24 protein-coding genes are annotated in these 26,275 nt (G+C 64.0%); 8 read left to right on the top strand and 16 right to left on the bottom strand.

What is annotated here, in order from left to right; all coding sequences use genetic code 11:
- Window positions 1-17 precede the first annotated feature (17 nt).
- Genes D769_RS02925 through D769_RS02915 form a run of 3 tightly spaced genes read right to left on the bottom strand, consistent with a single transcriptional unit; the run spans window position 18 to window position 2,768 of the window.
- Complete coding sequence (locus D769_RS02925; RefSeq protein ID WP_008641942.1) at window positions 18-512, bottom strand: glutathione peroxidase; 495 nt, start codon at window positions 510-512, stop codon at window positions 18-20.
- Window positions 513-567: 55 nt separating this feature from the next.
- Window positions 568-1,707, bottom strand: coding sequence for a PilT/PilU family type 4a pilus ATPase (locus D769_RS02920; protein WP_008641941.1), 1,140 nt, complete (start codon window positions 1,705-1,707; stop codon window positions 568-570).
- Between the two features lie 17 nt (window positions 1,708-1,724).
- Entirely contained in the window at window positions 1,725-2,768 is a 1,044-nt protein-coding gene (locus tag D769_RS02915; protein ID WP_008641940.1) for a type IV pilus twitching motility protein PilT, read from the bottom strand.
- A 63-nt stretch (window positions 2,769-2,831) separates the two neighbouring features.
- Between D769_RS02915 and D769_RS02910 the strand changes: the two genes are divergently transcribed.
- Both D769_RS02910 and proC read left to right on the top strand, forming a co-directional pair.
- On the top strand, window positions 2,832-3,521 hold the full coding sequence (locus D769_RS02910) for a YggS family pyridoxal phosphate-dependent enzyme (RefSeq protein ID WP_008641938.1): 690 nt from the start codon (window positions 2,832-2,834) through the stop codon (window positions 3,519-3,521).
- Window positions 3,522-3,606: 85 nt separating this feature from the next.
- Entirely contained in the window at window positions 3,607-4,428 is an 822-nt protein-coding gene (gene proC, locus D769_RS02905; protein ID WP_008641936.1) for a pyrroline-5-carboxylate reductase, read from the top strand.
- Between the two features lie 28 nt (window positions 4,429-4,456).
- On the opposite strand, the gene ubiA is transcribed toward proC, so the two are convergent.
- The 5 genes from ubiA to recG all read right to left on the bottom strand — a co-directional run bounded on the left by ubiA (window position 4,457) and on the right by recG (window position 9,626).
- Entirely contained in the window at window positions 4,457-5,341 is an 885-nt protein-coding gene (ubiA, locus tag D769_RS02900) for a 4-hydroxybenzoate octaprenyltransferase (RefSeq protein WP_008641934.1), read from the bottom strand.
- A gap of 114 nt (window positions 5,342-5,455) precedes the next feature.
- The gene (locus D769_RS02895) at window positions 5,456-5,941 is read right to left on the bottom strand and encodes a Dps family protein (RefSeq protein WP_008641932.1); all 486 of its coding nucleotides are present in this window, start codon (window positions 5,939-5,941) and stop codon (window positions 5,456-5,458) included.
- A gap of 85 nt (window positions 5,942-6,026) precedes the next feature.
- Window positions 6,027-6,218 (bottom strand): hypothetical protein, encoded by a 192-nt coding sequence (locus tag D769_RS02890; RefSeq protein ID WP_008641929.1) that lies wholly within the window; start codon window positions 6,216-6,218, stop codon window positions 6,027-6,029.
- Between the two features lie 171 nt (window positions 6,219-6,389).
- Window positions 6,390-7,346, bottom strand: a complete 957-nt coding sequence (locus D769_RS02885) for a LysR substrate-binding domain-containing protein (RefSeq protein WP_008641927.1) — start codon at window positions 7,344-7,346, stop codon at window positions 6,390-6,392.
- 120 nt (window positions 7,347-7,466) lie between these two features.
- A complete protein-coding gene (gene recG / locus D769_RS02880; protein WP_008641924.1) occupies window positions 7,467-9,626 on the bottom strand; it encodes an ATP-dependent DNA helicase RecG in 2,160 nt (719 codons plus the stop codon).
- Window positions 9,627-9,787: 161 nt separating this feature from the next.
- On the opposite strand from recG, the gene queA reads away from it, so the two are divergent.
- From queA to D769_RS02850, 6 genes are all read left to right on the top strand, one after another.
- Window positions 9,788-10,849 (top strand): tRNA preQ1(34) S-adenosylmethionine ribosyltransferase-isomerase QueA, encoded by a 1,062-nt coding sequence (gene queA / locus D769_RS02875; RefSeq protein WP_008641922.1) that lies wholly within the window; start codon window positions 9,788-9,790, stop codon window positions 10,847-10,849.
- A 19-nt stretch (window positions 10,850-10,868) separates the two neighbouring features.
- Window positions 10,869-11,999 carry a tRNA guanosine(34) transglycosylase Tgt gene (gene tgt, locus D769_RS02870; protein WP_008641921.1) on the top strand — a complete coding sequence of 377 codons (1,131 nt, stop codon included), beginning with the start codon at window positions 10,869-10,871 and terminating at the stop codon, window positions 11,997-11,999.
- Between the two features lie 219 nt (window positions 12,000-12,218).
- The gene (gene yajC / locus D769_RS02865) at window positions 12,219-12,545 is read left to right on the top strand and encodes a preprotein translocase subunit YajC (RefSeq protein WP_008641919.1); all 327 of its coding nucleotides are present in this window, start codon (window positions 12,219-12,221) and stop codon (window positions 12,543-12,545) included.
- Between the two features lie 204 nt (window positions 12,546-12,749).
- Entirely contained in the window at window positions 12,750-14,615 is a 1,866-nt protein-coding gene (gene secD / locus D769_RS02860; RefSeq protein WP_008641918.1) for a protein translocase subunit SecD, read from the top strand.
- Window positions 14,616-14,639: 24 nt separating this feature from the next.
- Window positions 14,640-15,614, top strand: a complete 975-nt coding sequence (secF, locus tag D769_RS02855) for a protein translocase subunit SecF (protein WP_008641917.1) — start codon at window positions 14,640-14,642, stop codon at window positions 15,612-15,614.
- A gap of 289 nt (window positions 15,615-15,903) precedes the next feature.
- Window positions 15,904-17,154 (top strand): CoA transferase, encoded by a 1,251-nt coding sequence (locus D769_RS02850; protein ID WP_008641916.1) that lies wholly within the window; start codon window positions 15,904-15,906, stop codon window positions 17,152-17,154.
- A 272-nt stretch (window positions 17,155-17,426) separates the two neighbouring features.
- On the opposite strand, the gene D769_RS02845 is transcribed toward D769_RS02850, so the two are convergent.
- From D769_RS02845 to purB, 8 genes are all read right to left on the bottom strand, one after another.
- Window positions 17,427-18,425: a response regulator gene (locus D769_RS02845; RefSeq protein WP_008641915.1), complete on the bottom strand. Its 999-nt coding sequence runs from the start codon at window positions 18,423-18,425 to the stop codon at window positions 17,427-17,429.
- Window positions 18,422-19,558, bottom strand: a complete 1,137-nt coding sequence (locus D769_RS02840; RefSeq protein ID WP_008641910.1) for a hybrid sensor histidine kinase/response regulator — start codon at window positions 19,556-19,558, stop codon at window positions 18,422-18,424. Before D769_RS02840 ends, D769_RS02845 begins: the two co-directional genes overlap by 4 nt.
- 3 nt (window positions 19,559-19,561) lie before the next feature.
- Complete coding sequence (locus D769_RS02835; RefSeq protein WP_035884671.1) at window positions 19,562-20,893, bottom strand: HAMP domain-containing sensor histidine kinase; 1,332 nt, start codon at window positions 20,891-20,893, stop codon at window positions 19,562-19,564.
- 28 nt (window positions 20,894-20,921) lie between these two features.
- On the bottom strand, window positions 20,922-22,313 hold the full coding sequence (locus D769_RS02830; protein ID WP_008641906.1) for a class I SAM-dependent methyltransferase: 1,392 nt from the start codon (window positions 22,311-22,313) through the stop codon (window positions 20,922-20,924).
- A 366-nt stretch (window positions 22,314-22,679) separates the two neighbouring features.
- Window positions 22,680-23,270, bottom strand: a complete 591-nt coding sequence (locus D769_RS02825) for a YceI family protein (protein ID WP_008641905.1) — start codon at window positions 23,268-23,270, stop codon at window positions 22,680-22,682.
- A 97-nt stretch (window positions 23,271-23,367) separates the two neighbouring features.
- Window positions 23,368-23,943 (bottom strand): YceI family protein, encoded by a 576-nt coding sequence (locus tag D769_RS02820; protein WP_008641904.1) that lies wholly within the window; start codon window positions 23,941-23,943, stop codon window positions 23,368-23,370.
- A 34-nt stretch (window positions 23,944-23,977) separates the two neighbouring features.
- Entirely contained in the window at window positions 23,978-24,544 is a 567-nt protein-coding gene (locus D769_RS02815; protein ID WP_008641902.1) for a cytochrome b, read from the bottom strand.
- 325 nt (window positions 24,545-24,869) lie between these two features.
- Window positions 24,870-26,246: an adenylosuccinate lyase gene (gene purB / locus D769_RS02810; RefSeq protein WP_008641901.1), complete on the bottom strand. Its 1,377-nt coding sequence runs from the start codon at window positions 26,244-26,246 to the stop codon at window positions 24,870-24,872.
- Between the last annotated feature and the right edge of the window lie 29 nt (window positions 26,247-26,275).

Genomic DNA, 26,275 nt, shown 5'->3' with positions numbered 1-26,275 from the left:
GAGCCCGCCGGCTTATCTCACGCCGGCTGTTCGGCGAGCAACGACTCGATATCCGCGCGGATTTCCTCGGGCTTGGTTGTGGACGCATAACGCTTGAAGACGGTACCGTCGCGGCGCAGCAGGAACTTGGTGAAATTCCACTTGATCGCCTGGGTACCGAGGAACCCCCGCTTCTCCGACGTCAGCCACTTGTAGAGCGGATGCGCGTCCGCGCCGTTCACGTCGATTTTCTCGAACATCGGGAACGTGACGTGAAAGCGGGATTCGCAAAACGCGCCGATCTGTTCGGCGTCACCAGGCTCCTGCTTGCCAAACTGGTTGCAGGGAAAGCCAAGCACGTCGAAGCCGCGCGCCTGATAGGAGGCCTGCAGCGTCTGCAGGCCCGCGTATTGCGGCGTGAAGCCACATTCGCTCGCGGTGTTGACGATCAGCAGCACCTTGCCGCGGTAGTCGGCCAGCGGCTGGGGCTGGCCGGACAGCGAATTGGCTTCGAACTGGTACACATTGCTCATCGTGGTCTCCTGCGGTGTATGGGGGCAGTACAGGCCGTGAGAATACCGCGTCCGCTCAGATCACGTTCAGGTGTTCGGTGCCGGCGCCGAGATCGTTGTCGCGATGGCGTTTGCTGTGGAGTTTGATCATCAGGCGCAGATCGTTGAGCGAGTCAGCGTTCTTGAGCGCGTCTTCGTACGTGATCTTCTCCGTCTCGTAGAGTTCGAACAGCGCCTGGTCGAACGAGATCATGCCCTGCTCGCGCGACTTCTTGATGACCTCCTTGAGCTCGTGAATCTCGCCCTTGAAGATCAGATCCGCCACTAGCGGCGTGCCGATCATGATCTCCACCGCCGGCACGCGGCCCTTGCGGCCGGCGCGTGGCAGCAGGCGCTGCGAGATCATCGCCTTCAGGTTCAACGACAGGTCGATCAGAAGCTGCTGACGCTTTTCCTCTGGGAAGAAGTTGACGATACGGTCGATCGCCTGGTTGGCGTTGTTCGCGTGCAGCGTGGCCAGGCAAAGGTGGCCCGTTTCCGCGTACTGCATCGCGTATTCCATCGTGTCGCGATCGCGGATTTCGCCGATCAGGATCACGTCCGGCGCCTGACGCAGCGTGTTCTTGAGCGCGATGTGCCACGACTCGGTGTCGATCCCCACCTCGCGCTGCGTGACGATGCAGTTCTGATGCGCGTGGACGTATTCGATCGGGTCCTCGATCGTGATGATGTGGCCGTACGAATGCGCGTTGCGGTGGTCGAGCATGGCCGCCAGCGAGGTCGACTTGCCCGAGCCAGTGGCGCCGGTGACGATCACCAGACCGCGCTTGGACATCACGATCTCATGCAGCGCCGGCGGCAGGTCCAGGTCTTCGACCGAGGGAATGCGCGTGTTGATGGTCCGCAGCACCATGCCCGCACGGCCTTGCTGGATGAAGGCCGAGACACGGAAACGTCCGACGTCCGGCACGGCGATCGCGAAATTGCATTCGCGGGTGTCCTCGAACTCCTTGGTCTGGCGCTCGTTCATGATCGAACACACCAGGGTAAGCGCGTGGGTCGGGTTCAACGGCTGCTGGGAGACCGGCGTGATCTTCCCGTCGACCTTGACGGCCGGAGGAAACTCCGCGGTGATGAACAGATCGGAGCCACGGTTCTTGACCATCAGCCCCAGCATTTCGTTGATGTACTTTGCAGCGGATTCGCGGTCGAGCATGGTCATTCCCTTCCCCCTTAACCCATGAAGGCGTCGGGATTCTTCGCAATCGCCCGCGCGTCGCTGTAGTTGATCATGCCGCGCTTGATCAGGTCGCTCAGGCACTGGTCCAGCGTCTGCATGCCCAGGCCGCTCGACGTCTGCATCATCGAGTACATCTGCGCGATCTTGTTTTCGCGGATCAGGTGGCGAATCGCAGGCGTGGCGATCATGATTTCATGCGCCGCCGTCCGACCGTTGCCGTCGCGTGTCTTGAGCAGCGTCTGCGAGATCACGGCCTCGAGCGACTCCGACAGCATGGTTCGCACCATGTCCTTTTCTTCCGGCGGGAACACGTCGACCACACGGTCGATCGTCTTGGCGGCCGAACTCGTGTGCAGCGTGGCGAAAACCAGGTGACCGGTTTCCGCGGCGGTCAACGCCAGGCGGATCGTTTCCAGGTCACGCAATTCGCCCACCAGAACCACGTCCGGATCCTCGCGCAGTGCCGAGCGCAGCGCGTTGGCGAACGAATGGGTATGCGGGCCAAGCTCGCGCTGGTTGATCAGACTCTTCTTGGACTGATGCACGAATTCGATTGGATCCTCCACCGTGAGGATGTGACCCATGTCGTTGTCGTTGCGGTGGTCGACCATCGCGGCGAGCGTGGTCGACTTGCCAGAGCCCGTGGGCCCGGTGACCAGCACCAGGCCACGCGGCTTCATGCACAGATCGGCGAACACGGCGGGCGCGCGCAGGTCCTCGAGCGTCAGGACCTTCGACGGAATCGTCCGGAACACCGCGGCCGCGCCGCGCTGGGTGGTATAGGCGTTGACCCGGAAACGGGACAGACCAGAGATCTCGAAGGAGAAATCGACCTCAAGGCGCTCTTCGTAAGACTTGCGCTGAACGTCGCTCATGATGTCGTACACCATGGCGTGGACGTCCTTGTGCGTCATTGCCGCGACGTTGATGCGGCGCATATCCCCGTGAATACGCACCATCGGCGGCATGTCAGCCGAGAGGTGGAGATCGGATGCCTTGTTCTTGACCGCAAAAGCCAATAGCTGCGCGATGTCCATCTATAATGACCCCACCCTAAAAGACTGCTTTTTGTTGTACTTCTTTGGTATGTTCGCCGGATTATGTCTGTAATCGCCGCCAACTTGCAAGCCGTGAAGAATGACATCGCGGCGGCTGCACAACAAGCCGACCGGGACCCTTCCGGGGTGACCCTGCTGGCCGTCTCCAAGACCGTCTCACCCGATCGTGTGCGCGAGGCCTTCGAGGCCGGACAGCCGGCGTTTGGCGAGAACTACGTGCAGGAAGGTCTGGACAAGATCGCCGCGCTGGGCGATCTGCGCAGCCGCATCGCGTGGCACTTCATCGGCCCGCTGCAAAGCAACAAGACCCGCCTCGTCGCCGAGCAGTTCGACTGGGTCCACGCCATCGACCGCCTGAAGATCGCGGAGCGGCTGTCCGCGCAGCGGCCGGCGGATCTGGCGCCCCTGCAGGTCTGCATCCAGGTCAATATCAGCAACGAAGACACCAAGAGTGGCGTGCTTCCCGAGGAGGTGCTGGCGCTGGCGCGCGCCGTGGCCGCATTGCCGAACCTGCGGTTGCGCGGCCTGATGGCGATTCCCGCGCCGGCAGCGGACCTCGCCGCCCAGCGCGTGCCATTTGCCGCGCTGCGCCGGTTGCTCGAGGAACTGCGGCAGTCCGGACTGGATGTGGATACGCTCTCGATGGGGATGTCCGCCGATATGCCCGCGGCCATCGCCGAGGGCGCCACGATGGTGCGGATCGGCACCGCGGTATTCGGCGCGCGAGGCTGACGGCACCCGTCGCTTCACACCCTCCCCGCTCAACAGATTCATCAACGCCAGCCGACATGTGTCGTGCCGGCAGACAGGAACCATGATGCTCGACTCCCTTACCTTCGGCTTCCTCGGCGGCGGCAATATGGCCTCGGCCCTGATCGGCGGCCTGGTAGCCCGTGGCGTGCCGGCCAACGCGATTCGCGTGGTCGATCCGTTCGAAGACGCCCGCCAACGCCTGGCCACGACGCTTGGCGTACAGACCCTGGCTGCGCCGGACGCCGCGTTTGGCGCCAGCAACGTGATCGTGCTGGCGGTCAAGCCGCAGCAGTTCAAGGACGCCGTGGGCGCCCTGGCGCCGCAGTTGAAGAACAGCCTGATCATCAGCGTGGCGGCCGGCATCCGGCTGCAGGACATGCAGCGCTGGCTGGGCACCAACCGGCTTGTCCGCGCGATGCCCAATACGCCCGCGCTGGCCGGCATGGGGATGACCGGACTGGCCGCCGCCCCGGGTCTGTCCGACGAAGACCGCGCCATCGCCAAGGCCGTGGCCGAGGCCGTCGGCCAGTGCGTGTGGGTCGAGGGCGACGACCAGATCGACGCAGTGACGGCGATTTCCGGCAGCGGCCCGGCGTACGTGTTCTATTTCGTCGAGGCGATGGAGCGCGCCGCCACCGAGATGGGCCTGTCCGCCGAGCAGGGTCGCAAGCTGGCCGTCGAAACGTTCCGCGGGGCCGCCGCGCTGGCAGCGGAGTCGTCCGAACCGGTATCGACGCTGCGTGAGCGTGTCACGTCGAAAGGCGGCACGACGTATGCCGCGCTGACCTCGATGGACGCCAGCGGCATCCAGGACGCCTTCGTTCGCGCCATGCTTGCCGCCGCCGCGCGGGGCCGCGAGATGGGGGCGGAGTTCGGGAAGGACTAAGAAAAAACCGGGGCCTGGCCCCGGTTTTTTACTTCAGCAGGTACGCCACGAACGTCCCGGCGAACACGCAGGCACCGAGCCAGTTGTTGTGCCGGAAGGCCGCGAAACACTTCATGCGGTCGCGCTCGCGAATCAGCGTGTAGTGATAGCCCGCCATCCCCGCGGCTGCCACCAGGCCGGCATAGTACGGCCAGCCCAGTCCGAGCAGCGATCCGGCCCAGGCCATCAAACCCAGGAAGGCGGCGTAGCAGATCATGATCGCGGCCACGTCGAACCGGCCAAACGTGATCGCCGACGTCTTCATGCCCAGCAGCAGGTCGTCATCGCGATCGACCATCGCGTATGCGGTGTCATAGGCAATCGCCCAGAACACGTTGGCCAGCAGCATCAGCCAGGCCACGAACGGCACCTGATCCTGGATCGCCGCGAAGGCCATCGGGATGCCGAAGCCGAATGCGATGCCCAGGTACGCTTGAGGGATCGCGAAAAACCGCTTGAAGAACGGATAGGTTCCCGCCAGAACGGCGGCCACCACGGCCAGCCATTTGGTCAGCGAATTCAAGGGCAGTATCAGCGCCAGCGCGATCAGCGCCAGCACCGCGGCCACGGCCAGCGCCTCCCAGCTGGCAATCAGCCCGGCGGTCAACGGCCGCTCCTTCGTACGTTTCACGTGCTTGTCGAAATCGCGGTCGGCCCAGTCGTTCATGGCGCAACCTGCCGAACGCATCAGGAACGTGCCGGCGAAGAAGATCCAGAACAGGGTCCATCCCGGCGGCCCGCCGGCGGCCATCCACATGGCCCAGAGCGTGGGCCATAGCAGCAGCAGCGTGCCAATCGGCTTGTCGATGCGAACCAGGCGCGCGTACAGCGCCAGACGGCTCGGGTGGGCGGGGGCGGTGGAGGGATGGGACATGGCGGCGTACTTCTGGCAAGACTCAAACAAAAACGCGCCGCGGCCAGTTGGGCCGTGACGCGTTGGCCCGGTTGCCGCAAGCGACGTGGCAACCGGTGACTGGCATGACGGAGATCAGGCCAGCAGCGAACGCAGCATCCACGCGGTCTTCTCGTGCGTCTGCATGCGCTGGGTCAGCAGGTCCGCCGACGGTTCGTCGCCAGCGGCATCGATCGCCGGGAACAGCGAGCGCGCGGTGCGCACCACGGCTTCCTGGCCTTCCACGAGCTTGCGGATCATCTCGGTGGCTTCGGGCACGCCCTCTTCCTCGGCGATCGAGGACAGCTTGGCGTATTCCTTGTAGGTGCCCGGGGCCGGATAGCCCAGTGCGCGGATACGCTCGGCGATTGCGTCCACGGCCAGCGCCAGCTCGTTGTACTGCGTCTCGAACATCAGATGCAGCGTGTTGAACATTGGACCCGTCACGTTCCAGTGGAAGTTGTGGGTCTTGAGGTAGAGGGTGTACGTATCGGCCAGCAGCTTGCAAAGGCCTTCCGCGATCTTCTTGCGGTCCTTGTCCGAGATACCGATGTTCACGCTCATCTCATTCTTCTTTGCCATGGTCGTTCAGCTCCATTTAGTTCAAGCCACGAGGATCGGCGCCCCAATGTGACGCGGGCGGACAGTGGCCATTATCGCACCAGGACTACGCTACAAGGGAAGAAAGCCCCCTTGCGGCATCGAGGAACATCGCCATCGCGCCGAGCGCGACGATTGCCATGCCGATTTCCTTGCGTACCACCTTGCGGCGCAGGCGAGAGGCTTCACCACGGCCAGCATCGCGCGCTTGTGCGCGGAGTTGGCGGAAGCCTGATACGAAAAGATTGAGCATTGCCATGATGTCACTCCGTAGTCCATCGCGTTTCTGGACGGGTTCCCGGGACCCGATGGAAGAAGTGTATTTGAAGGCTATTGATTCGGCTATTCGATAAATTTCATATATCGAATAGCCGGTACCTATGCTTGCGGAAGGGATATGCCCGGCGGTCGGGCCGGGATGGGATGGGATTCAGGCCGCGACGGCCTCGACCGTCTCCGTGTCGCCGAGCCTGCGCACGCCGGGCAGTTCGCACGCGGTCACCGCGTTGGCCAGCGCTTCCATCGCGGGAAGCCGGGTGAAGCTCTTGCGCCAGGCCAGCACCACGCGGCGGTCCGGCACGGGCTCGGCGAACGGCACGTAGGACAGCATGTCGTTGTGCGGCTTGAGATCGGGCACCGAGGTGCGCGGCAGCACGGTGATACCGACGCCGCTGGCCACCATATGGCGGATGGTCTCGAGCGACGAACCTTCGAACGTCTTCTGGATGCCGTCGGCCGCCTGCGAGAAGCGCGACAGCTCCGGACACACGCTCAGCACGTGATCGCGGAAACAATGGCCGCTGCCGAGCAGCAGCATGGTCTGCTGCTTCAGTTCGTCCGGGTCCACCTTGGTCTGCTGGGAAAGCTGGTGTCCGCGCGGCACGGCCACCACGAACGGCTCGTCATACAGCGGACGCACCGTCAGGCCGGAGTCCGGGAACGGCTCGGCCATGATCGCGCAGTCAATTTCGCCCTGCTTGAGCAGTTCGATCAGCTTGTTCGTGTAGTTCTCCTGCAGCATCAGCGGCATCTGCGGCACGGTCTCGATCATCTGCTTGACCAGTGCCGGCAGCAGGTACGGCCCGATCGTGTAGATCACGCCCAAACGCAGCGGCCCGGCCAGCGGGTCCTTGCCCTGCTTGGCGATCTCACGAATCGCCATGGTCTGCTCAAGCACACGCTGCGCCTGCGCGACGATCTGCTCGCCGATGGCCGTCACCGACACCTCGGAGGTGCCCCGCTCGAAGATCTGCACGGTCAGCTCGTCCTCCAGCTTCTTGATGGCGACCGACAGGGTCGGCTGCGACACGAAGCAGGCCTCGGCAGCCCGGCCGAAATGGCGCTCGCGCGCCACGGCGACGATGTACTTGAGTTCGGTGAGCGTCATGATTAATCAATTCCGGTTAGGCGATAGATTTTAGCTTCGATTCCCGTCCTTGTCAGATCGACAGGCAAAAGAACCTTATTCGCCACTTTCAGATCTCTCCAATATGGCGAAGGCGCGACATCAGGCCTTCAGAAAGTGCTCCCGGCCACCCAGCCAGCGCGACAGATGCGCCTCCACCGCTTCCGGGTACCGCTCCAGCATCAGCTCGGCGGCCTCCTGGGCGTAGTCGACGAGCCAGGCGTCGGTTTCGAGGTCGGCGAATCGCAGCATCGCCTCGCCCGACTGCCGGGCACCCAGGAATTCACCAGGGCCGCGAATCTGCAGGTCGCGCCGTGCGATCTCGAAGCCGTCGGTGGTTTCGCGCATCGTCGCCAGCCGCTCGCGCGCTGTGGGCGACAGCGGCGCCTGATACATCAGCAGGCAGACCGACTCGGCGCTTCCCCGCCCCACGCGCCCCCTTAACTGGTGGAGTTGCGCCAGCCCGAAACGTTCGGCGTGTTCAATCACCATCAGCGATGCATTGGGAACGTCGACGCCCACTTCGATCACGGTGGTGGCCACCAGCACCTGCAGCCGGTTGGCGGTGAAATCGTCCATCACGGCGGCCTTCTCGGCCGGTGGCAGCCGCCCGTGAACCAGCCCGACACGCAGATCTGGCAGCGCCGCAACCAGCGTTTCGTACGTCTCGACTGCCGTCTGGAGCTGCAGCGCCTCGCTTTCCTCGATCAGCGGACACACCCAGTAGACCTGGCGCCCTTCGGCGGCCGCATGGTGCACGCGCTCGATCACCTCGTCGCGGCGCGCGTCATTGACCAGCCGCGTGACGATTGGCGTGCGGCCGGGCGGCAATTCGTCGATCACCGACACATCGAGGTCGGCGTAGTAGGTCATCGCCAGCGTGCGCGGGATCGGCGTGGCCGACATCATGAGCTGGTGCGGCACCACTTTTTCCTCCGCCGGACGCGCCGGCTCGCCCGGCTGCTCCGCTTCTCCGGCCTTGCCGCGCAGCGCCAGCCGCTGGGCAACGCCGAAGCGATGCTGCTCATCGACCACGGCCAAGCCGAGCCGGGCGAACCGGACGGTGTCCTGGATCAGCGCATGGGTGCCGATCACTAGCTTCGCCTCGCCCGATTCGGCGCGCGCCACGGCCTCGCGCTTCTCCTTTGCCTTCAGACTGCCCGCCAACCAGACCACAGGCACGCCAAGCGGTTCGAGCCATGCGGACAACTTGCGGAAATGCTGCTCGGCCAGGATTTCGGTCGGCGCCATCAACGCGGCCTGATAGCCGGCGTCGATCGCCTGGCACGCGGCCAGCGCGGCCACGATCGTCTTGCCGCTGCCCACGTCGCCCTGAAGCAGACGATGCATGGGGTGCGGACGGGTCATGTCGGCGGCGATTTCCTCGACCACCCGCTGCTGCGCGCCCGTCAGGCGGAACGGCAGCGCACCAAGGAAGCTGGTCAACAAGCCCCCCGCACGACGCGGCATCGACGGCGCGTTCTTCTCCTTGCGCGCGGCCTGCGAGCGGCGCAGCGAAATCTGTTGCGCGAGCAGTTCATCGAACTTGATCCGCACCCACGCCGGATGCGAGCGATCGGCCAGCGCGGCCTCGCTTTCCTGCTGTGGCGGGTTGTGCAGCAGGCGCAGGCAATCGATCAGCGGCGGCAGCTTCAACTGCGCCAGCGGCCCGCGCAGCACCGCCTGGGGCAGGGTTTCTGGCATCGGCGTGCGCTGCATCGCCCCGCCGATGGCCTTGCGCAGGTAGGCCTGCGAAATCCCGGCGGTGGCCGGATAGACCGGCGTCAGGCGATCCGGCAACGGCTCGCCCGGCGCCACCGCCCGCACGGTTGGATGGACCATCTCGGCGCCGAAGAAGCCGCCGCGAATCTCGCCGCGCACGCGCAGGCGCGTGCCTTCGGCCATCTGCTTGGTCTGGCTGCCGTAGAAATTGAGGAAACGCAGCGTCAGTTCGCCGGTTTCATCGGCCACCTTCACCACAAGCTGGCGGCGCGGGCGGAACGTCACCTCGTTCGAGATCACTTCGCCCTCGATCTGCGCTGGCAGGCCAATGCCCGCGCGGTGGATCGCGTCCCGGATCGGCTCGAGCGTGGTTTCGTCCTCGTAGCGGAGCGGCAGGTGCAGCACCAGGTCGACGCTGCGTCGCAGGCCGAGCTTGGCCAGCCGCGCCGCGGCCGTAGACGGCTTGGCATCGGCAGCCTTGGCGGGTTTCCTGGCGGCGGAGGCGGGTTCGTCGATCGGTTCGGTGGCGGAGCCTGGCATCAGCGCGGGAATATGGGCGGCAACATGGGCAAGCAGGCGAAGCCTGGCGCCCAAGCCTTACAATGTCGGATTCGCCGATTTTACCCATGCCGTACCGATCACCGCGGTAGCACGCTCACAAAGCTTGCCGCCGTGCACGGTTTTGGCCGTTGTATCCAGCCATGTTGACCCTGTCCGATTTCGATTTTCCGCTGCCGCCCGAACTGATCGCGCAGTCCGCCCTGCCTGACCGCAGCGCCAGCCGCCTGCTGGTGGTGGAGCGGACCGCCCCGGAGGACACCGCCGAGGCGGTGCGGCTGGTCGACCGCGCCTTCAGCGACATCCTTGAATACCTGAATCCGGACGACCTGCTCGTGTTCAACGACACGCGCGTGATCAAGGCCCGTTTTTTCGGCCACAAGCCGAGCGGCGGCCGGATCGAAGTGCTGGTGGAACGGGTGGTCGATACCCACACGGTGCTGGCCCAGGTGCGCGCGTCGAAGACGCCTGCCGAGGGCAGCCTGCTGCACCTGGCGGATGACGCCTTCGCAGTGACCGTGGGCCCCCGCGTCGACCAGTTCTTCACCCTGCGCTTTCCCGAGCCCGCGCTCGACCTGATCGAACGTTTCGGCCGCCTGCCGCTGCCGCCGTACATTACGCACGACCCCGACGCCTACGACGAAACGCGCTACCAGACCGTCTACGCGCGCAACCCGGGCGCCGTGGCCGCGCCCACCGCCGGATTGCACTTCGACGACGCCCTGTTCGCCCGGCTGGACGCCGCCGGCATCCGCCGCGCCTTCCTGACGCTGCACGTTGGCGCGGGCACGTTCCAGCCCGTGCGTACCGAAAACCTGTCCGAGCACAAGATGCATTCGGAGTGGTATGCCATCTCGCCCGAACTGGCGGATGCCGTGCGCGAAACCCGCGCGCGTGGCGGACGCGTGATCGCCGTCGGCACCACGTCGCTGCGCGCGCTGGAATCGGCCGCCGCCGAAGATGGCACGCTGGAGGCGGGCAGCGGCGATACCGACATCTTTATCACGCCCGGCTACGCCTTCCGCATCGTCGACGCGCTGATTACCAACTTCCATCTGCCCAAGTCCACGCTGCTGATGCTGGTCTCCGCGCTGGCCGGCGTGGAGGCGATTCGCGACGCCTACCGCCATGCCGTGGACGCGCGCTACCGTTTCTTCAGCTACGGCGACGCCATGCTGCTCACCCGCCGCGACCGCCGCGACTGACCGCCCCCGAGAACACACCATGCTCAATTTCGAACTGCTGACCACTGATGGCAACGCCCGCCGTGGCCGCGTCACGCTGAACCACGGCGTCGTGGAAACGCCGATCTTCATGCCCGTGGGCACCTACGGGTCGGTCAAGGCGATGTCGCCGCTCGAACTCAACGAGATCGGCGCGCAAATCATCCTCGGCAATACGTTCCATCTGTGGCTGCGCCCGGGGCTCGACGTCGTTGACACCCACGCCGGCCTGCACAAGTTCATCGGCTGGGACAAGCCGATCCTGACCGATTCGGGCGGCTTTCAGGTGTTTTCGCTAGGAGAACTGCGCAAGATCACCGAGGAAGGCGTCACGTTCGCATCGCCGGTCAATGGCGACAAGCTGTTCCTGTCGCCCGAGATCTCGATGCAGATCCAGCGCACGCTGAACTCGGACATCGTGATGCAGTTCGACGAGTGCACGCCGTACGAGATCGACGGCCGCCCCGCCACGCACGACGAGGCCGCCCGCTCCATGCGGATGAGCCTGCGCTGGGCCAAGCGTTCGCGCGACGAGTTCGACCATCTGGCCAATCCCAACGCGCTGTTCGGCATCGTGCAGGGCGGCATGTTCGAGGACCTGCGCGACGAATCACTGGCGGGCCTGTCGGAACTGGACTTCCATGGTTACGCGATCGGCGGCCTGTCGGTTGGTGAGCCAAAGGAAGACATGATGCGGGTGCTGGAGCATGTGGGCCCCCGCTTGCCGGCGCACAAGCCGCACTATCTGATGGGCGTTGGCACGCCCGAGGACCTGGTGGCCGGTGTGGCGCACGGCGTCGACATGTTCGACTGCGTGATGCCGACCCGCAATGCCCGCAACGGCTGGCTGTTCACGCGCTTTGGTGACGTGAAGATCCGCAACGCGGCGCACCGCAACGACCCGCGCCCGCTGGACGAACAATGCGGCTGCTACACCTGCCGCAACTTCTCCCGGGCCTACCTGCACCACCTGCACCGTGTGGGCGAGATCCTTGGTGCGCGCCTGAACACGATCCACAACCTCTATTACTACCTGGAACTGATGCGCGAGATGCGCACGGCCATCGAGGAGCACCGCTTCGAGGCATTCCGCCGCCAGTTCGCCGAAAATCGCGCGCGCGGCACACGCTGAGTGTCTCTCTGGCCAGGCCGGCTGAGAACTTTCGGCGCGGCCAAGGTCGAATAGCTGGCCTGAAATCGGCCGCTTCGGGGTGGCTTTCCGCATCCTCCGCAAAGTACGCGGAACGCACCCCGAACAAACCCGCAATTCGCCCTAGAATGCCAAGGCGGGACAATGACCGGGTGATAGAATGCCCGATTCCCTGAATGAACTTTGTGACGGAGAAGTAACGTGTTTATCTCTAACGCTTTTGCCCAGACTGCTGGTATCGGCGGCGGCGCCGGTGGCCTGATGAGCTTTCTGCCGATCATCCTGATGTTCGCGGTGCTGTGGTTCATCATGATCCGCCCGCAGATGAAGCGCCAGAAGGAAGCCAAGGCGATGATGGAAGCGCTGGCCAAGAACGACGAAGTCGTGACGGCAGGCGGCATCCTGGGCCGTGTCACCAAGGTCAACGAGAACTATGTGACCCTGGAAGTGGCCGAAGGTACGGAAATCACCGTGCAGAAGAATGCGGTGACCAATGTGCTGCCGAAGGGCTCGCTGAAGTCGCTCTGATCCGGCACGTTTTCCGCCTGAATCAGGCATGGACGTGGCGCGCGACGCCTCCGACCATGCCCTGCGCAGCCGCCTGAATCCGCACAGGGGTCCCGTCCGGACCCTCCTACGGGTTGCCAGGCGGCTGTTTGCCAACCGGTCCGGCCGATCCGGCGCGCGATGCGCGCGATTATCGACCACGCCAACCGCAATGACTGGCCAACGATGAATCGTTATCCGATTTGGAAATACATCGTGATTCTGGTGGCTCTGGCCATCGGCATCACCTACACCCTGCCGAACTTCTTCGGCGAGGCGCCCGCCGTCCAGGTATCGTCGGCCAAGGCCACGGTCAAGGTCGACCTGTCCATGCAGAAGCATGTCGAGGAGATCCTGGCGCAGAACCAGTTGCAGCCTGATGGGGTGTTCTTCGACGTGTCCGGCCAGTCCGGCTCGGTCAAGGCGCGCTTCCGCACCACTGACGAGCAGCTCAAGGCCAAGGACGTGCTGTCGCGCTCGCTGAATCCCGACGCGAACGATGCGACCTATGTCGTGGCGCTGAACCTGTTGTCCGGTTCCCCGCACTGGCTGACCGCGCTGCACGCGCTGCCCATGTACCTGGGTCTGGATCTGCGCGGTGGCGTGCACTTCCTGCTGCAGGTGGACATGAAGGGCGCCGTCGACAAGAAGCTCGACAGCCTGGCCGGCGATGCGCGCACGCTGCTGCGCGACAAGAACATCCGCCACGGCGGCATTGATCGTGACGGCGAGCGCCTGACCGTGCGCTTCAGCAATGGTGACGACGCGGAACGCGCGCGCGGCATCCTGGCCGACAACCTGCGCGAGCTGGCCTTCACGATGGACGGCACGAACATCGTCGGCACGTTCACGGATGCCGCCCGCAAGACCGTGCAGGACGGCGCCGTCAAGCAGAACATCACCACCCTGCACAATCGTGTGAACGAACTTGGCGTGGCAGAGCCGGTGATCCAGCAGCAAGGCTCCGACCGCATTGTGGTGCAGTTGCCGGGCGTGCAGGACACCGCCAAGGCCAAGGACATTATCGGCCGTACCGCCACGCTCGAAGCGCGCCTGGCCGACCCGGACGTGCGCAACCCGCGCCCGGGTGACCCCGTGCCGTTCGGCGACGAGCTGTTCACGCAAGGCAACAGCGCCCCGGTGCTGCTGCGCAAGCAGGTGATATTCACCGGCGACCGCATCGAAAGCGCCTCGGCCGGTTTCGACCAGAACCAGCGCCCGTCCGTCAACATCAAGCTCGATGCCCAGGGCGGCCGCATGCTGCGTGACGTGTCGCGTGAGAACATTGGCAAGCCGATGGGCATCGTCCTGTTCGAAAAGGGCAAGGGCGAAGTGCTGACCGTGGCGACGATCCAGTCCGAGCTTGGCTCGAGCTTCCAGATCACCGGTTCTTACTCGACCGAAGCCGCCAACGACCTGGCCCTGCTGCTGCGCGCCGGCTCGCTGGCCGCCCCGATGGAAATCATCGAGGAGCGCACAATCGGCCCGTCGCTGGGTGCGGACAACATCCAGAAGGGCTTTGACTCGGTAGCCTACGGCTTCGCCGCAATCGCCGTCTTCATGGTGCTGTACTACATGCTGTTCGGCGTGTTCTCCGTGATCGCGCTGGGCGTGAACCTGCTGCTGCTGGTGGCGGTGCTGTCGATGCTGCAGGCCACGCTGACGCTGCCTGGCATCGCCGCTATCGCGCTGGTGCTCGGCATGGCCATCGACGCCAACGTGCTGATCAACGAGCGGATCCGCGAGGAACTGCGCGCGGGCGCATCACCGCAGATGTCGATCGCCATTGGCTTCGAGCGTGCCTGGGCCACGATTCTCGACTCGAACGTGACCACGCTGATCGCTGGCCTGGCGCTGCTGGCCTTTGGCTCGGGCCCGGTGCGCGGCTTTGCCGTGGTGCACTGCCTGGGCATCCTGACCTCGATGTTCTCGGCGGTGTTCTTCAACCGCGGCCTGGTCAACCTTTGGTACGGCCGCAAGAAGAAGCTCCAGGGCCTGGCCATCGGTCAGATCTGGAAGCCGGACACCACCGACACCCCAGTCGCCAAGTAAGCCAGGACACATCAGGAACCCATCATGGAATTTTTCCGCATCAAGCGCGACATTCCGTTCATGAAGCACGCGTTGATCTTCAACGTGGTGTCCTTCCTGACGTTTGCCGCCGCTGTTTTCTTCCTCTGGCACAAGGGCCTGCACCTGTCGATCGAGTTCACCGGCGGCACGGTGATGGAGGTCAACTACCAGCAGGCCGTCGATCTCGAGAAGGTTCGTGGCCAGGTCAGCAAGCTCGGCTACTCCGATGTACAGGTGCAGAACTTCGGCACCTCGCGCGATGTGATGATCCGTCTGCCGCTCCAGAAGGGGCCGGACGGCAAGCAGGTGACCTCTGCGCAGCAGAGCGAGCAGGTCATGGGCGCGCTGACGGCGGCCTCGCCTGACGTCAAGCTGCAGCGCGTGGAGTTCGTCGGCCCGCAGGTGGGCAAGGAACTGGCCACGGACGGCCTGTTGGCGCTGCTATGCGTGGTGGCCGGTATCGTGATCTACCTGTCGTTCCGCTTCGAATGGAAGTTCGCGGTCGCCGGTATCATCGCCAACCTGCACGACGTGGTGATCATCCTGGGCTTCTTCGCCTTCTTCCAGTGGGAGTTCTCGCTCTCGGTGCTGGCGGCGATCCTGGCGGTGCTGGGCTACTCCGTGAACGAGTCGGTGGTGATTTTCGACCGGATCCGCGAAGCCTTCCGCAAGTACCGCAAGATGTCCACGCATGAAGTCATCGACCACGCGATCACCAGCACGATGTCGCGGACCATCATCACTCACGGCTCGACCGAAATGATGGTGCTGTCGATGTTCTTCTTCGGCGGCCCGACGCTGCACTACTTCGCCCTGGCCCTGACGGTGGGTATTCTGTTTGGTATCTACTCGTCGGTGTTCGTGGCCGCGGCGCTGGCGATGTGGCTCGGCGTGAAACGCGAAGACCTCGTCAAGGGCGACAAGAAAGGCGGCGACGCAACCGACCGCAATGACCCGAACTTCGGCGCGCAAGCTTGACGCGGCGCTCGGGTTGAAAGAAAAAGGCACCTTCGGGTGCCTTTTTCGTTTGGCGAGAAATCCGGGACCGCCAGACCCATCAGTACCCTTGGCTGAAAGCGCTGCGCGGGGTAACGAATACGCCAGCAAACCCGCCCTTGGTTTAAGCACTGTCAAGCCAAATTGGACATTGCGTCAATGACCATTGTGATTGTTCTAATTATTTATGCGGGCAAGAATGTCCGATTAACCACAAGCAGATGACCGCCACATCACGGCATGCGTGAATGGCGGAGGCAGGAGACAAGCCATGCAGCAGACCATTGAACCATCCAAGGACACCGAACTGCCTCTCGACGGCGTGCGGGTACTTGACCTGTCCCGCGTCTTCGCAGGTCCGTTGTGCGGGCAAGTCCTGGCCGATTTCGGTGCCGAGGTGGTCAAGGTGGAACATCCCGGCCGTGGCGATGACACCCGTGATTGGGGGATGCGCATCGGCAAGACGGAGACAACCTACTACAACAGCATGAACCGCAACAAGCGGTCCATCACGCTGGATCTGCAGAGCAAGGAAGGCGTGCAGATCGTCTACGAATTGCTGCCGAAGTTCGACGTCGTCATCCACAACTTCAAGACGGGCGGCGCCGAGAAGCTGGGCCTGGGCTACGAGCAGCTCAAGGCCATCAAGCCCGATCTCATCTACTGCGCCATTTCTGGATACGACACCAGCGGCCCGGAAGCGAAACGCCCCGGCTACGACCTCGTCATCCAGGGCGAGGCCGGCCTCATGGCGCTCAATGGCGAGGCCGATCAGCCGCCGCTGAAATTCGGCGTCGCGGTCGTCGACCTCATGACCGGCATGTATGCGGCGCAAGCCGTACTGGCCGCCCTCTTCCGCCGCGAGCGAAAGGGCCTTGGCCAGCTGATCGAGATGGCGCTGTACGACTGCGGCGTGATGGTGACGGGCTACTACGGCCTGGATGCGATGCTGCTGGGGCGCGACCCGGCACGCTATGGGAACGCCCATCCGTCCATCGTGCCCTATGGCATGTTCGAGGCTGCCGATGGTCCTCTGATCATCGCGGTCGGAAACAACAACCAGTTCGACAAGTTCTGCCGCCAGGTCATCGAGCGCCCCGATATCGTCGAGGATCCGCGCTACGCCACGAACGTCGAGCGCGCGAAGAACCGCGTCACTCTGACACCGCTGATCACGGGTCTGATCCATGAGTTTCCCCGCGACCTTCTGCTGGAACGCATGACCGCTTGCGGCATCCCGTGCGGCAGGGTGGCTGGGCTGCACGAGGCACTGACCAGCGAACGGACTCGCAGGGGTGGGCTGCTGCGTGAGATGCCGCATCCGGTGGCAGGCACGACGCATGTGTTTGCGCCGCCGTACCGTCTGGACGGAAAGCGCCCGCCGATTCGCAATGCACCGCCGACGCTTGGCGAGGGCACGCGCGCGGTATTGCAGAGTCTTCTGGATATGAGTGACGCGCAACTGCAGGAGCTGCAGGCGCTCGGCGTTCTCACGCTGCCCGAGGCACCTGCCAACTCCTGAGTCTTCTCCGCCCGCCGACATGGTCCGCGCAGGACCACCCGGCGAGGGGGACAGGCTTTGGAAGCCGTTTCAAGACGATTCCGGCGTCGTTGCGGGGCCTTGCCGTACTACTTGTACCTTCTGCGGCCCCGCGCCTAGCCAGAACCGCTTCGCTTCATCTTGAAACGGCGTCTTGGCTAGAGACCTTCGATGACCGCGCCGGCCCGCGCGGCATCGGTTCAGGCCCCCTCTCCCGCGTTTGCGGAGAGGGAAGCCACTACGCTCACGTGCGCTTAGGCTTCCGTCAGCTGCTCGATCCACACGGCCAGCCGGTCCTTGGCAAACGACTCCGTCCGCGTTGTCGCGCGTGCCGTGATCGCGTCGCCTTCGCGCTGCAGTTGCAGCGCCCCACCAGCCTCTTCCAGCCACAGCAGCGCCGCCAGCCATGCCGCGTGCTCGTCGGATACGGCATCGGCCACGGGCTTCGCCACGAACTCACCGAGCGCGTCCGGCGCAGACCAGGTGACGACATCGCCGTCACGGCGTACCGCTGCACCCAGCACTTCCGCCAGCACCGCCGTCGCGTCAGCAGCGCCACGACCAGCCAGGCGCGCGCGCAACTCCGCCAGCTTAGTGCCGACTGCATGGCCAAATACACCGCAGCGCTGGCTTTCCGCGCCGACCAGATCCGCATAGTCCAGACGCTGCCAGTCGGGCTCGGCATTGCGCGCACCCGCCAGCGATGTGCCAGCCAGATAGGTCTCCACCGGCTGGAAACGCCCCGGGCCGATCAGGCTGGCGCAGATCGCGTGGACCATGCCTACGCGCGTGGCCACGGTCTGCTTCTGCAGCACCATAAGCTTTTCACGCACCAGTTGATCACGCTCCCTGCGCAGGCCGGACAACTCCAGCGCCTGCTTCATCTCCATGCGCAGCGCGGTAATGTCCCACGGCTTCTTGATGTAGCGGTGGATCTGGCCCTGGTTCACGGCCTCGACGGTCTGGTCGAGTTCCGAGTATGCCGTGGTCAGAATCCGTACGATATGCGGATAGCGCTCGCGCGCGTAACGCAGCAGCTCGTTGCCATATTCGCCCGGCATGCGTTGGTCGGACACCAGCACGGCCAGGCTGTCGCCATGGGCGTCGAGCAACGCCTTGCCTTCTTCAACGGATCCCCCGGTTACCACCGGGGCAAGCTGGCCAATGGCGCGCTGGAAATACTTGACGGCCGTGGCCTCGTCATCGACGAACAGAATTGCCGGGGGTGCCTGCGTGGTATTCGGTTCGCTCATCGATCACTCCTGTTCATACGAGTCTTCATATTGGGGAAATCGAGGGTTACGGTGGTGCCTGCGCCCGAAGCCGAAGCGATCCGGATGCCGCCACCAAAAGATTGCATGACGCGGTTACAGAAGATCATGCCCATCCCGCTGCCGCCCGCCGAGGCGTGCGTGGTGACGGGGTCGACGAGCAGACGATCCATCACCTCCGGCGGAATGCCGGGCCCGTTGTCCGCGATGCGGATTTCCGGACGATCTCCAGCCACCACGACAAAGCGCAGCGACGGGTTGTCCACATCGGCCAGCGCGCGCAGCGCATTGCTCATGACCGACGACAGCACCAGCGCCACGCAGTTCGGCAGCGTTGGCACGGGAAAATCGTCGTGCAACTCGACTTGCACCCAGTTACGTTGGTTATCGGCAAAGGGATAGCTATCCAGCAGGGATGCCACCAATGCCCCCGCACTGACGTCATTGCCTGGACCCGGCTTCGGCTTGGCACCGCCCGCGCTGCTGCGCACGGACTGCAGGAACGACGACAGCACCGCAAGGCAGTACTGGGCGTTGTCATGCATGGCACCGGCCGCGCGGCCGATCTCGGCATTACGCTGCTGGTTGTACTCGCCAGCCACGCGCGCCTCGATCCCGCGCGCGAAATTGGCAATCGCCGCCAGCGGCGTATTCAGTTCATGGGCCAGAAAGGCCAGCGTCTCGTCGATCGCCATCAGCCTTTGCTGACGCACCGCGCGCTCGCGATAGCGCTCTCCGGCCAGGCGCAGCACCTCGCGCACGTCGGTCACGGTGATCGGCTTCTCGAGAATCTTGAAGACTTCGCCGCTATTGACGGTCTCGAGCAGCATGTCCTTGTCGGCATAGGCCGTGACCAGTATCCGCACGATCTGCGGATACTCCAGCGCCACCTGCCGCAGCAGGTCGCCACCATCGCGGCCCGGCATCCGGTAGTCGGTGACCAGCACCGAGATCTTCGCCTGATGCTCCCGCAGGATGGCTATCGCCTCATCCGCGCCAGTGGCGGACAGCACTTCGTGTTCGCTGCCGGCCGCGCGCGCGAAATACTTGCACGCCATCTCCTCGTCATCGACGTAGAGGATGGTCGCGCGCGGCTGGCTCGTATCGGTCGTCACGGCTTACTCCGCACGCGGCAGGTCGAAGCTGAAGGCGGCCCACTGGCCCACCTCGCTCTCGGCGTACAGCACGCCGCCGTGACGTTCGATCACGGCGTAGCTGATCGACAGGCCAAGACCCAGGCCCTGGCCCACTTCCCGCGTGGTGAAGAACGGTTCGAACACGCGGGCGAGATGCTCTTGCGCAATGCCAGGACCGTTGTCGCGCACAGTCACGCGCAGGCGCTTGTCCTCCCACCGCACCGTCGTATGGATCGCCGGATTCTGCGTACCCGCCTTGCGCATCGCCAGCGCGGCGTTCGAAAACAGGTTGATCAGCACGCCGATGATCGCGGCCTCGTCGCCAAGGACGAGGGTGTCGTCTGGCATCTCGCGCGTCATCTTGACCCCACGCAGTTCGTGCGCAGTCAGCCGTTGTGACGAATCAAGTGCCTTCTCGAACAGGAACGGCGTGCCTTCCACCTCGGCGCCCGGCTTGCGGTAGGCGAATGTCTTGAGGTCCGAGACGATATGCTGGATGCGCTGCATACCCTGCTTGGCATCGACCAGACACTCCTGGATGCCCGGTTCGGACTTCGCGGCCGGCTCCTCCATGGCCACTTCGATCGCCATCAGGCAGAAGTTGACCGGATTGTTCACCTCGTGCAGCAGGCCCGCCGCCAACGTGCCGATGGCCGCCATCTTCTCCTGCTGAAGCATCTGGCCCTTGATGTCGACCAGTTTGCGATTGATGACCTCGAGCTCCGCGTTCTTGTCCGCCACCTCGGCCTTCAAGCGGAACAGCATGAAGCGCGCGCGTTCATTGAAGAACGTGTACACGCCACTTGCTGCCGCAGCGAACAGCAGGAACAGCGAATTGACGATGAACGTCCCCACGGGCTCGATGCCACCCGGGTGCAGCAGGCACGCGGCGGCATAAAGCACATACGACAGGATGCCGAACACCAGGTTTTGCCACAGCCCGAACGGCAAGGCGATGCCCGAGGCGAAGATCGCGAGATTCAGCCCGACGTAGTACGGCGATTCGACGCCTTCGGTCTGCGAGATCATCCAGGCGATCATGATCTGCGGCAGCAGCAGCCACGTCATGGTGAGCCACGGCGCGAAGCGGCGGCCAGCCTGGCTGTAGAGAGCGACCACCACGCCCGCGATCAGCAGCGAAACGACGATGCGCGCCGCAGCGAATGGCACTTGCCACTGCGGATACTGGCCGTAGTCGAGCCCAACCCCGAGCAGCACCAGCACGATAGCCGTGTACGCGCCGCCCCGGCTGAATGCCAGGCGGAAATCGGCCAGTTCGGACTGGTATCCGGCGTATAGCTGGTTCGAACTCATCGCCTTCGCCGGTTGGGCGGCCGAATCCTCAACGGATAGCGGCTTCGGCGAAGACATTGACGCCGGTTTCATCGACATAGAGTCGGTGGGCATGCGAGTTCTCCGGCAACAGCGAAGCCATACCGGCCTCGTCGCGATAGATCAGGTACCACTCCAGCAGATGCTCCATCCCGAACTTCTCGGGGTTGTCGGAGTGGACGTTGGTGACGAGCAGATGACCGCCCGGCCTCGTGCGCGAGGCGAAGTACGACAGCAGGCGCGAGCAGACCTTGTCGGAGAGATAGTCGAACAGGCCGGCGCAATACACCGCGTCGAATTCGCGCACGCTCGGGTCGTCCGCAGTGATGCGACGCTTGAGCAGGTCGTGCACGGACTGGTGCACCATCTCGACCGATACCTTGTGCCCGGCCGACGCGGCGGACCGTTCGATCGAACCCCGCGTGTACTCGAGCGTCTCCGCGCTGAAGTCCACGAGCTGGAACGACAGCAGCTCCGGATTCGCATACTCCCGCACGAAGCGCTGGATCTCGAACGCGGGGCCGCAGCCGACGTTGAGCACGCGGAACGGGCGGCCCTCGGCACGTGCGCGTTCGGCCTGGCGCGTCAGGAAATCGACCAGCAGGTCGATCCGGTTGCGGTGCGCGGTGGCCACGGCCGCCTTCAGGAACGCCGTGTTGACGATCTGGAAGTAAGTGGTGGGCCCCTGCTGCGGATCGCTGAGGATCTGGTTCACCATTTCATAATCGCCGGCATAACCGAGCGGCTTGGTGAACGTGCGATAGACGAACGGCGCGCGCAGCAGCAGCGGGTGCAGCGCGGCCTGCGCATAGGTGCGGTGGACCGGCGCCAGTTCGGGATCGACGCGCTGCGCCTCGTCCTCGAGCCAGTCCAGATAGACCTTCACCTTGCCCATCAGCGGCGTGGCCAGTTCGTAGAACACGTCCTCGCGCAGGCGTCCTTCCCGCTTCGGCAGCGACTCGGTCAGGTCCACCTGTTCGACCCATCGGGAGACTTCCGAGAGATACGCGCGCATCTCGTTGACCACGATCTGGTAGTCGCGCCGGATGTTGAAACGTGTGTCCCAATCCTGCACGAACAGCTCAGCCTCGCGCGCCACCGATTTGGGCGCATCGTTGACGTCGGTGAGCTCGCGCCACTCGTCGATCAGCGTCAGGGACACCACCGCGGTCAGGCCGGTATTCACCAGACTCATGACCACGGCCTTGCCCAGGTACGCATTTTTCGCGCCCATGCGCACGCTCAGTTCGCTCAATACCTCGCTGACCTGAACGATGGAATAGGGATTGTAGATTTCCATCACCAGCGACTTGCGCTGGAGATTGATGATCGTGCCCCGCACCTGCTCGCCCTGCGAGTTGCGGAAGCTAACTACCGGATCGATTTGGGTTTTGGAGTACACGGTATCGCGCCAGGGGAAATCCGAAAAACGCTGCGCACCGTGGCGCCAATGGGCACCGGCCGGGTACAGCTCAGGCAAGGGGCCTTGCGGCGGACAACCAACTCAGGGAATGCAGCCAATGCTCATAGCGATGCGCGTGACCTGTTGCGGGGACGGGCTCGAGCGGCGCAGGCCGATGCGAACGCCGTCCCGGGGGTGGGACTGCGGCGAACCATTGTACTGTGGCTGCCCGAAACCGTACAACTGTGCACCTGCGGTAATTGAGTAGGGTATGCAATCCCCAAAAAAAATGAGCCAGCACACGGCTGGCTCATTCAGATGGGGCCGGAAATGTCCCCTTGTACGTTCATCGCTACTGCAGCAGGCTCAGTCCGCCTTGACCGCTTCCACCTGGATGGCAAGCTTCACGTCCTGCTTGAAGCCGTACTTGACGCCGTAGTCGATGCCGAAATCGGCGCGGTTGATCTGGGCCACGGCATCGGCGCCGCAGGCTTCACGCTTGAGCATCGGGTGCTGCATGCACTTGAACTCGCGGATTTCCAGCTTGACCGGCTTCGACACGCCGTGCAGCGTCAGCACGCCGTCGACTTCGGTCGGGACGTCGCCCTTGAACTTGGAGAACTTGCCCTTGTACGTGGCTTCCGGGAAGGCCTGCACGTCGAACATTTCGGGGCCCTTTGCGTGCTCGTTGAGCTTGCCGTTGCCGAAATCGATCGACGACGCGTCGATCTTGATATCCACGGTGCCCGTCTTGCCGGCACGGTCCAGCGTCACGACGCCCGACGACTTCTCGAACTTGCCGCGCCACGTCGACAGACCGCCCATGTGGTCAGCCTCGAAGCTCGGGTAGGTGTGGGTCGGATCGATGTTGTACGTCGACGCATTGGCCAGTGCGGAACCGGCGGCGAGCGTGGCGGAAGCAGCCGCGACAGCGGCGAAAAGGGTGCGCATCTTCATATAAGGTCTCCCGTCTGGGGGTTGGATAGGAAGGTCTGATGAAACCGGAAAAAGGATGACTTCAGGTGAACCGGGCGGTCCGGGGACCGCTGGCGCCTCACCCCTTCTTGACCGGGGTAACGATACGGAACTTGATCTGCACGTCGTCGGCTACCACGGAAGTGTCCTTCCATTCGCCGTCGCCGATGTTGAACACGGTGCGCTTGATCGGCAGCACGCCTTCGAAGACCTGGCCGCCGGCGTCCTGCTTGTACGAGGCCGGCACCACCACGTCCACGGTCTTGCCCTTGATGGTCAGCTTGCCGGCAACGTCATACTTGCCCGCTGCGCCGGCCTTGATGCTGGTGGACTGGAACACGGCCTTCGGAAATTTCGCAGCATCGAACCATTCGCGGCCCTTGACCTCCTTGGTCGTTTCCGCGTCGCCGATCTCGAAGCTCGACACGTCAATCTCGACCTTGGCCGCCGACGTTGCCAGCTTGGCGGGATCGAAGTCGACCGTGGCGTCGAACTTCTTGAACTTGCCTTCCATCGGCACGCCGATCTGGCGAGCGGTTGCGGTGACCGAGCTCTTGGCGGTGTCGATCTGGGCCCAGCCGATATTGGCGGCCAGTCCGGCGGTGACCAGTGCGGCCGACACGAGCATCACGCCAGGGCGAGACATGCGTTTCATCTTTGACTCCAGTGCGAATAGATGGATCAAGCGGTTAGCGCAGGAACGGGATCATGCGTCCGAGCGTGCCATCGCGGTCGATCAACTGGTGCTTGATCGCGGCGGCTGCGTGGACGACGACGATCGCCGCCATCAGGTAATTCAGCCAGATATGGGCAAATTTCAGAATCGGCTTGAGCGTGTCGCTGGCCTCGATCAGCGGCGGCAGCTTCCACAGGCCCAGGTACACCACGGGCACGCCCGCCGAAGAGCTGTAGAGATAGCCCGTAATCGGCACGATCAGGATCAGCAGGTACAGCAAATGATGCGCGCCAGCAGCAGCCTTGGCCTGCCAGGCCGGCGTGCCGGGCGCCACGGGCGGCGCGGCATGGGTGGCGCGCCAGATCACGCGCAGCACAGCCACGACGAAGATCGTCACGCCGATCCATTTGTGCCACGAGAACAACTTCAGCTTGGTCGGCGTCAGGCCGGGAATCCCGGTCATGTAGAGGCCCAGGCCGAACGCGGCGAAGATGCCGAAGGCGATCAGCCAGTGCAGACCGATGGCGGTGGCTGTGTATCCGGCGGGCCGGCCGGCCGGAATGGAGCCTTTGGAACTCATGTCTATCAATCCCTTCGTTGATGCATTCGTTGTGCGCGCGACGTGAATGTTGCAGATCCGGCCAGTCCCGTCGCAGCGAATCCTCGCATTATTGGGGCCCGCCCATTAGCTGGGAACGGCCGAACTTCATTAAGTTGTTCAAATCATTTGAAGCGACCAGATGTCGCACCCGCCGCAATGCCGGTGATCGTAACCCGTCATCCGGGTCACATGTGCCGGCAATTGACCGCACGGCGGTAATTTCTGCCCCAACCCTGACGGCTGACAAGAACAAAAAGGGCTGGCACCAGGCCAGCCCTTTTTGTTTCTTAACGCGTCTCAGGCGTCAGATGCGATTCGCCAGTTCCACGGCGCGGCCGATGTAGCTGGCGGGCGTCATCGCCAGCAGCAGCGCCTTGGCATCGTCGGGAATCGCCAGACCCTGCACGAACGTCTGGAGTGCCTCGCGCGAGATGCCCTTGCCGCGGGTCAGCTCCTTCAATTGCTCGTACGGATTGGGCACGCCAAAGCGGCGCATCACGGTCTGCACCGGCTCCGCCAGCACTTCCCAGCAGTTGTCGAGGTCTTCGTTGAGGCGTTCGGGGTTGGTTTCCAGCTTGCCCAGGCCGCGCAGGCAGGCCTCGTAGGCCAGCAGGCTGTAACCAAACGCCACGCCCATGTTGCGCAACACGGTCGAATCGGTCAGGTCACGCTGCCAGCGGGACACAGGCAGCTTCTCGGACAGGTGGCGCAGCACGGCGTTGGCCAGGCCGACATTGCCCTCCGAGTTCTCGAAGTCGATCGGGTTGACCTTGTGCGGCATGGTCGACGAGCCGATCTCGCCAGCCTTGGTCTTCTGCTTGAAGTAGCCCACCGAGATATAGCCCCAGACGTCGCGGTTCAGGTCCAGCAGGATCGTGTTGGCGCGAGCGACGGCATCGAACAGCTCGGCCATGTAGTCGTGCGGTTCGATCTGGATCGTGTACGGGTTGAACGTCAGGCCCAGGCGCGTCTCGATCACCTGCTTCGAGAACGACTCCCAGTCGAACGTCGGATAGGCGGACAGGTGTGCGTTGTAGTTGCCGACGGCGCCGTTCATCTTGCCGAGCAGTTCCACCCGTTCCACACGCTCGATGGCGCGGGCCAGACGCGCGGCCACGTTGGCCATTTCCTTGCCGAGCGTGGTCGGGCTGGCCGGCTGGCCGTGCGTACGCGACAGCATCGGCTGGGCGGCGTTCAGCTTCGCCAGTTCGACCAGACGCGCGTGCACGCGCTTGAGCGCCGGCACGATCACGCCGTCGCGGGCGCCCTTGAGCATCATGCCGTGCGACGTGTTGTTGATGTCTTCCGACGTGCAGGCGAAGTGAATGAACTCGCTGGCGGCCTCGAGCTCCGCGTTGCCCTTGACCTGCTCCTTGAGCCAGTACTCGACGGCCTTCACGTCGTGGTTCGTGACGGCTTCGATTTCCTTGATCCGGGCGGCGTCGGCCTCGGTGAAATTCTCCACCAGCGACAGCAGCTTTGCCTCCGATGCGGCCGAGAACTTCGGCACGTCCGGCAGGCCGGCCTGGGCCAGCGCGATCAGCCAGTTGACCTCCACCTTGACGCGGTTGCGCATGAAGGCCGCCTCGGACAGCCACTCGCGCAATGCATCGGCCTTGGCGGCATAGCGGCCATCGATGGGAGACAGGGCGGTAAGCGGCGAAAGGGAAGACGTGGACATGCTGGCAACCAGAAGTAAGGGAGGTATGG

It is taken from the genome of Cupriavidus sp. HMR-1 (assembly GCF_000319775.1).
GTDB lineage: Bacteria > Pseudomonadota > Gammaproteobacteria > Burkholderiales > Burkholderiaceae > Cupriavidus > Cupriavidus metallidurans.
Note: the sequence above shows the minus strand (reverse complement) of the source record. Positions and strands in the feature narration are given on the sequence as shown.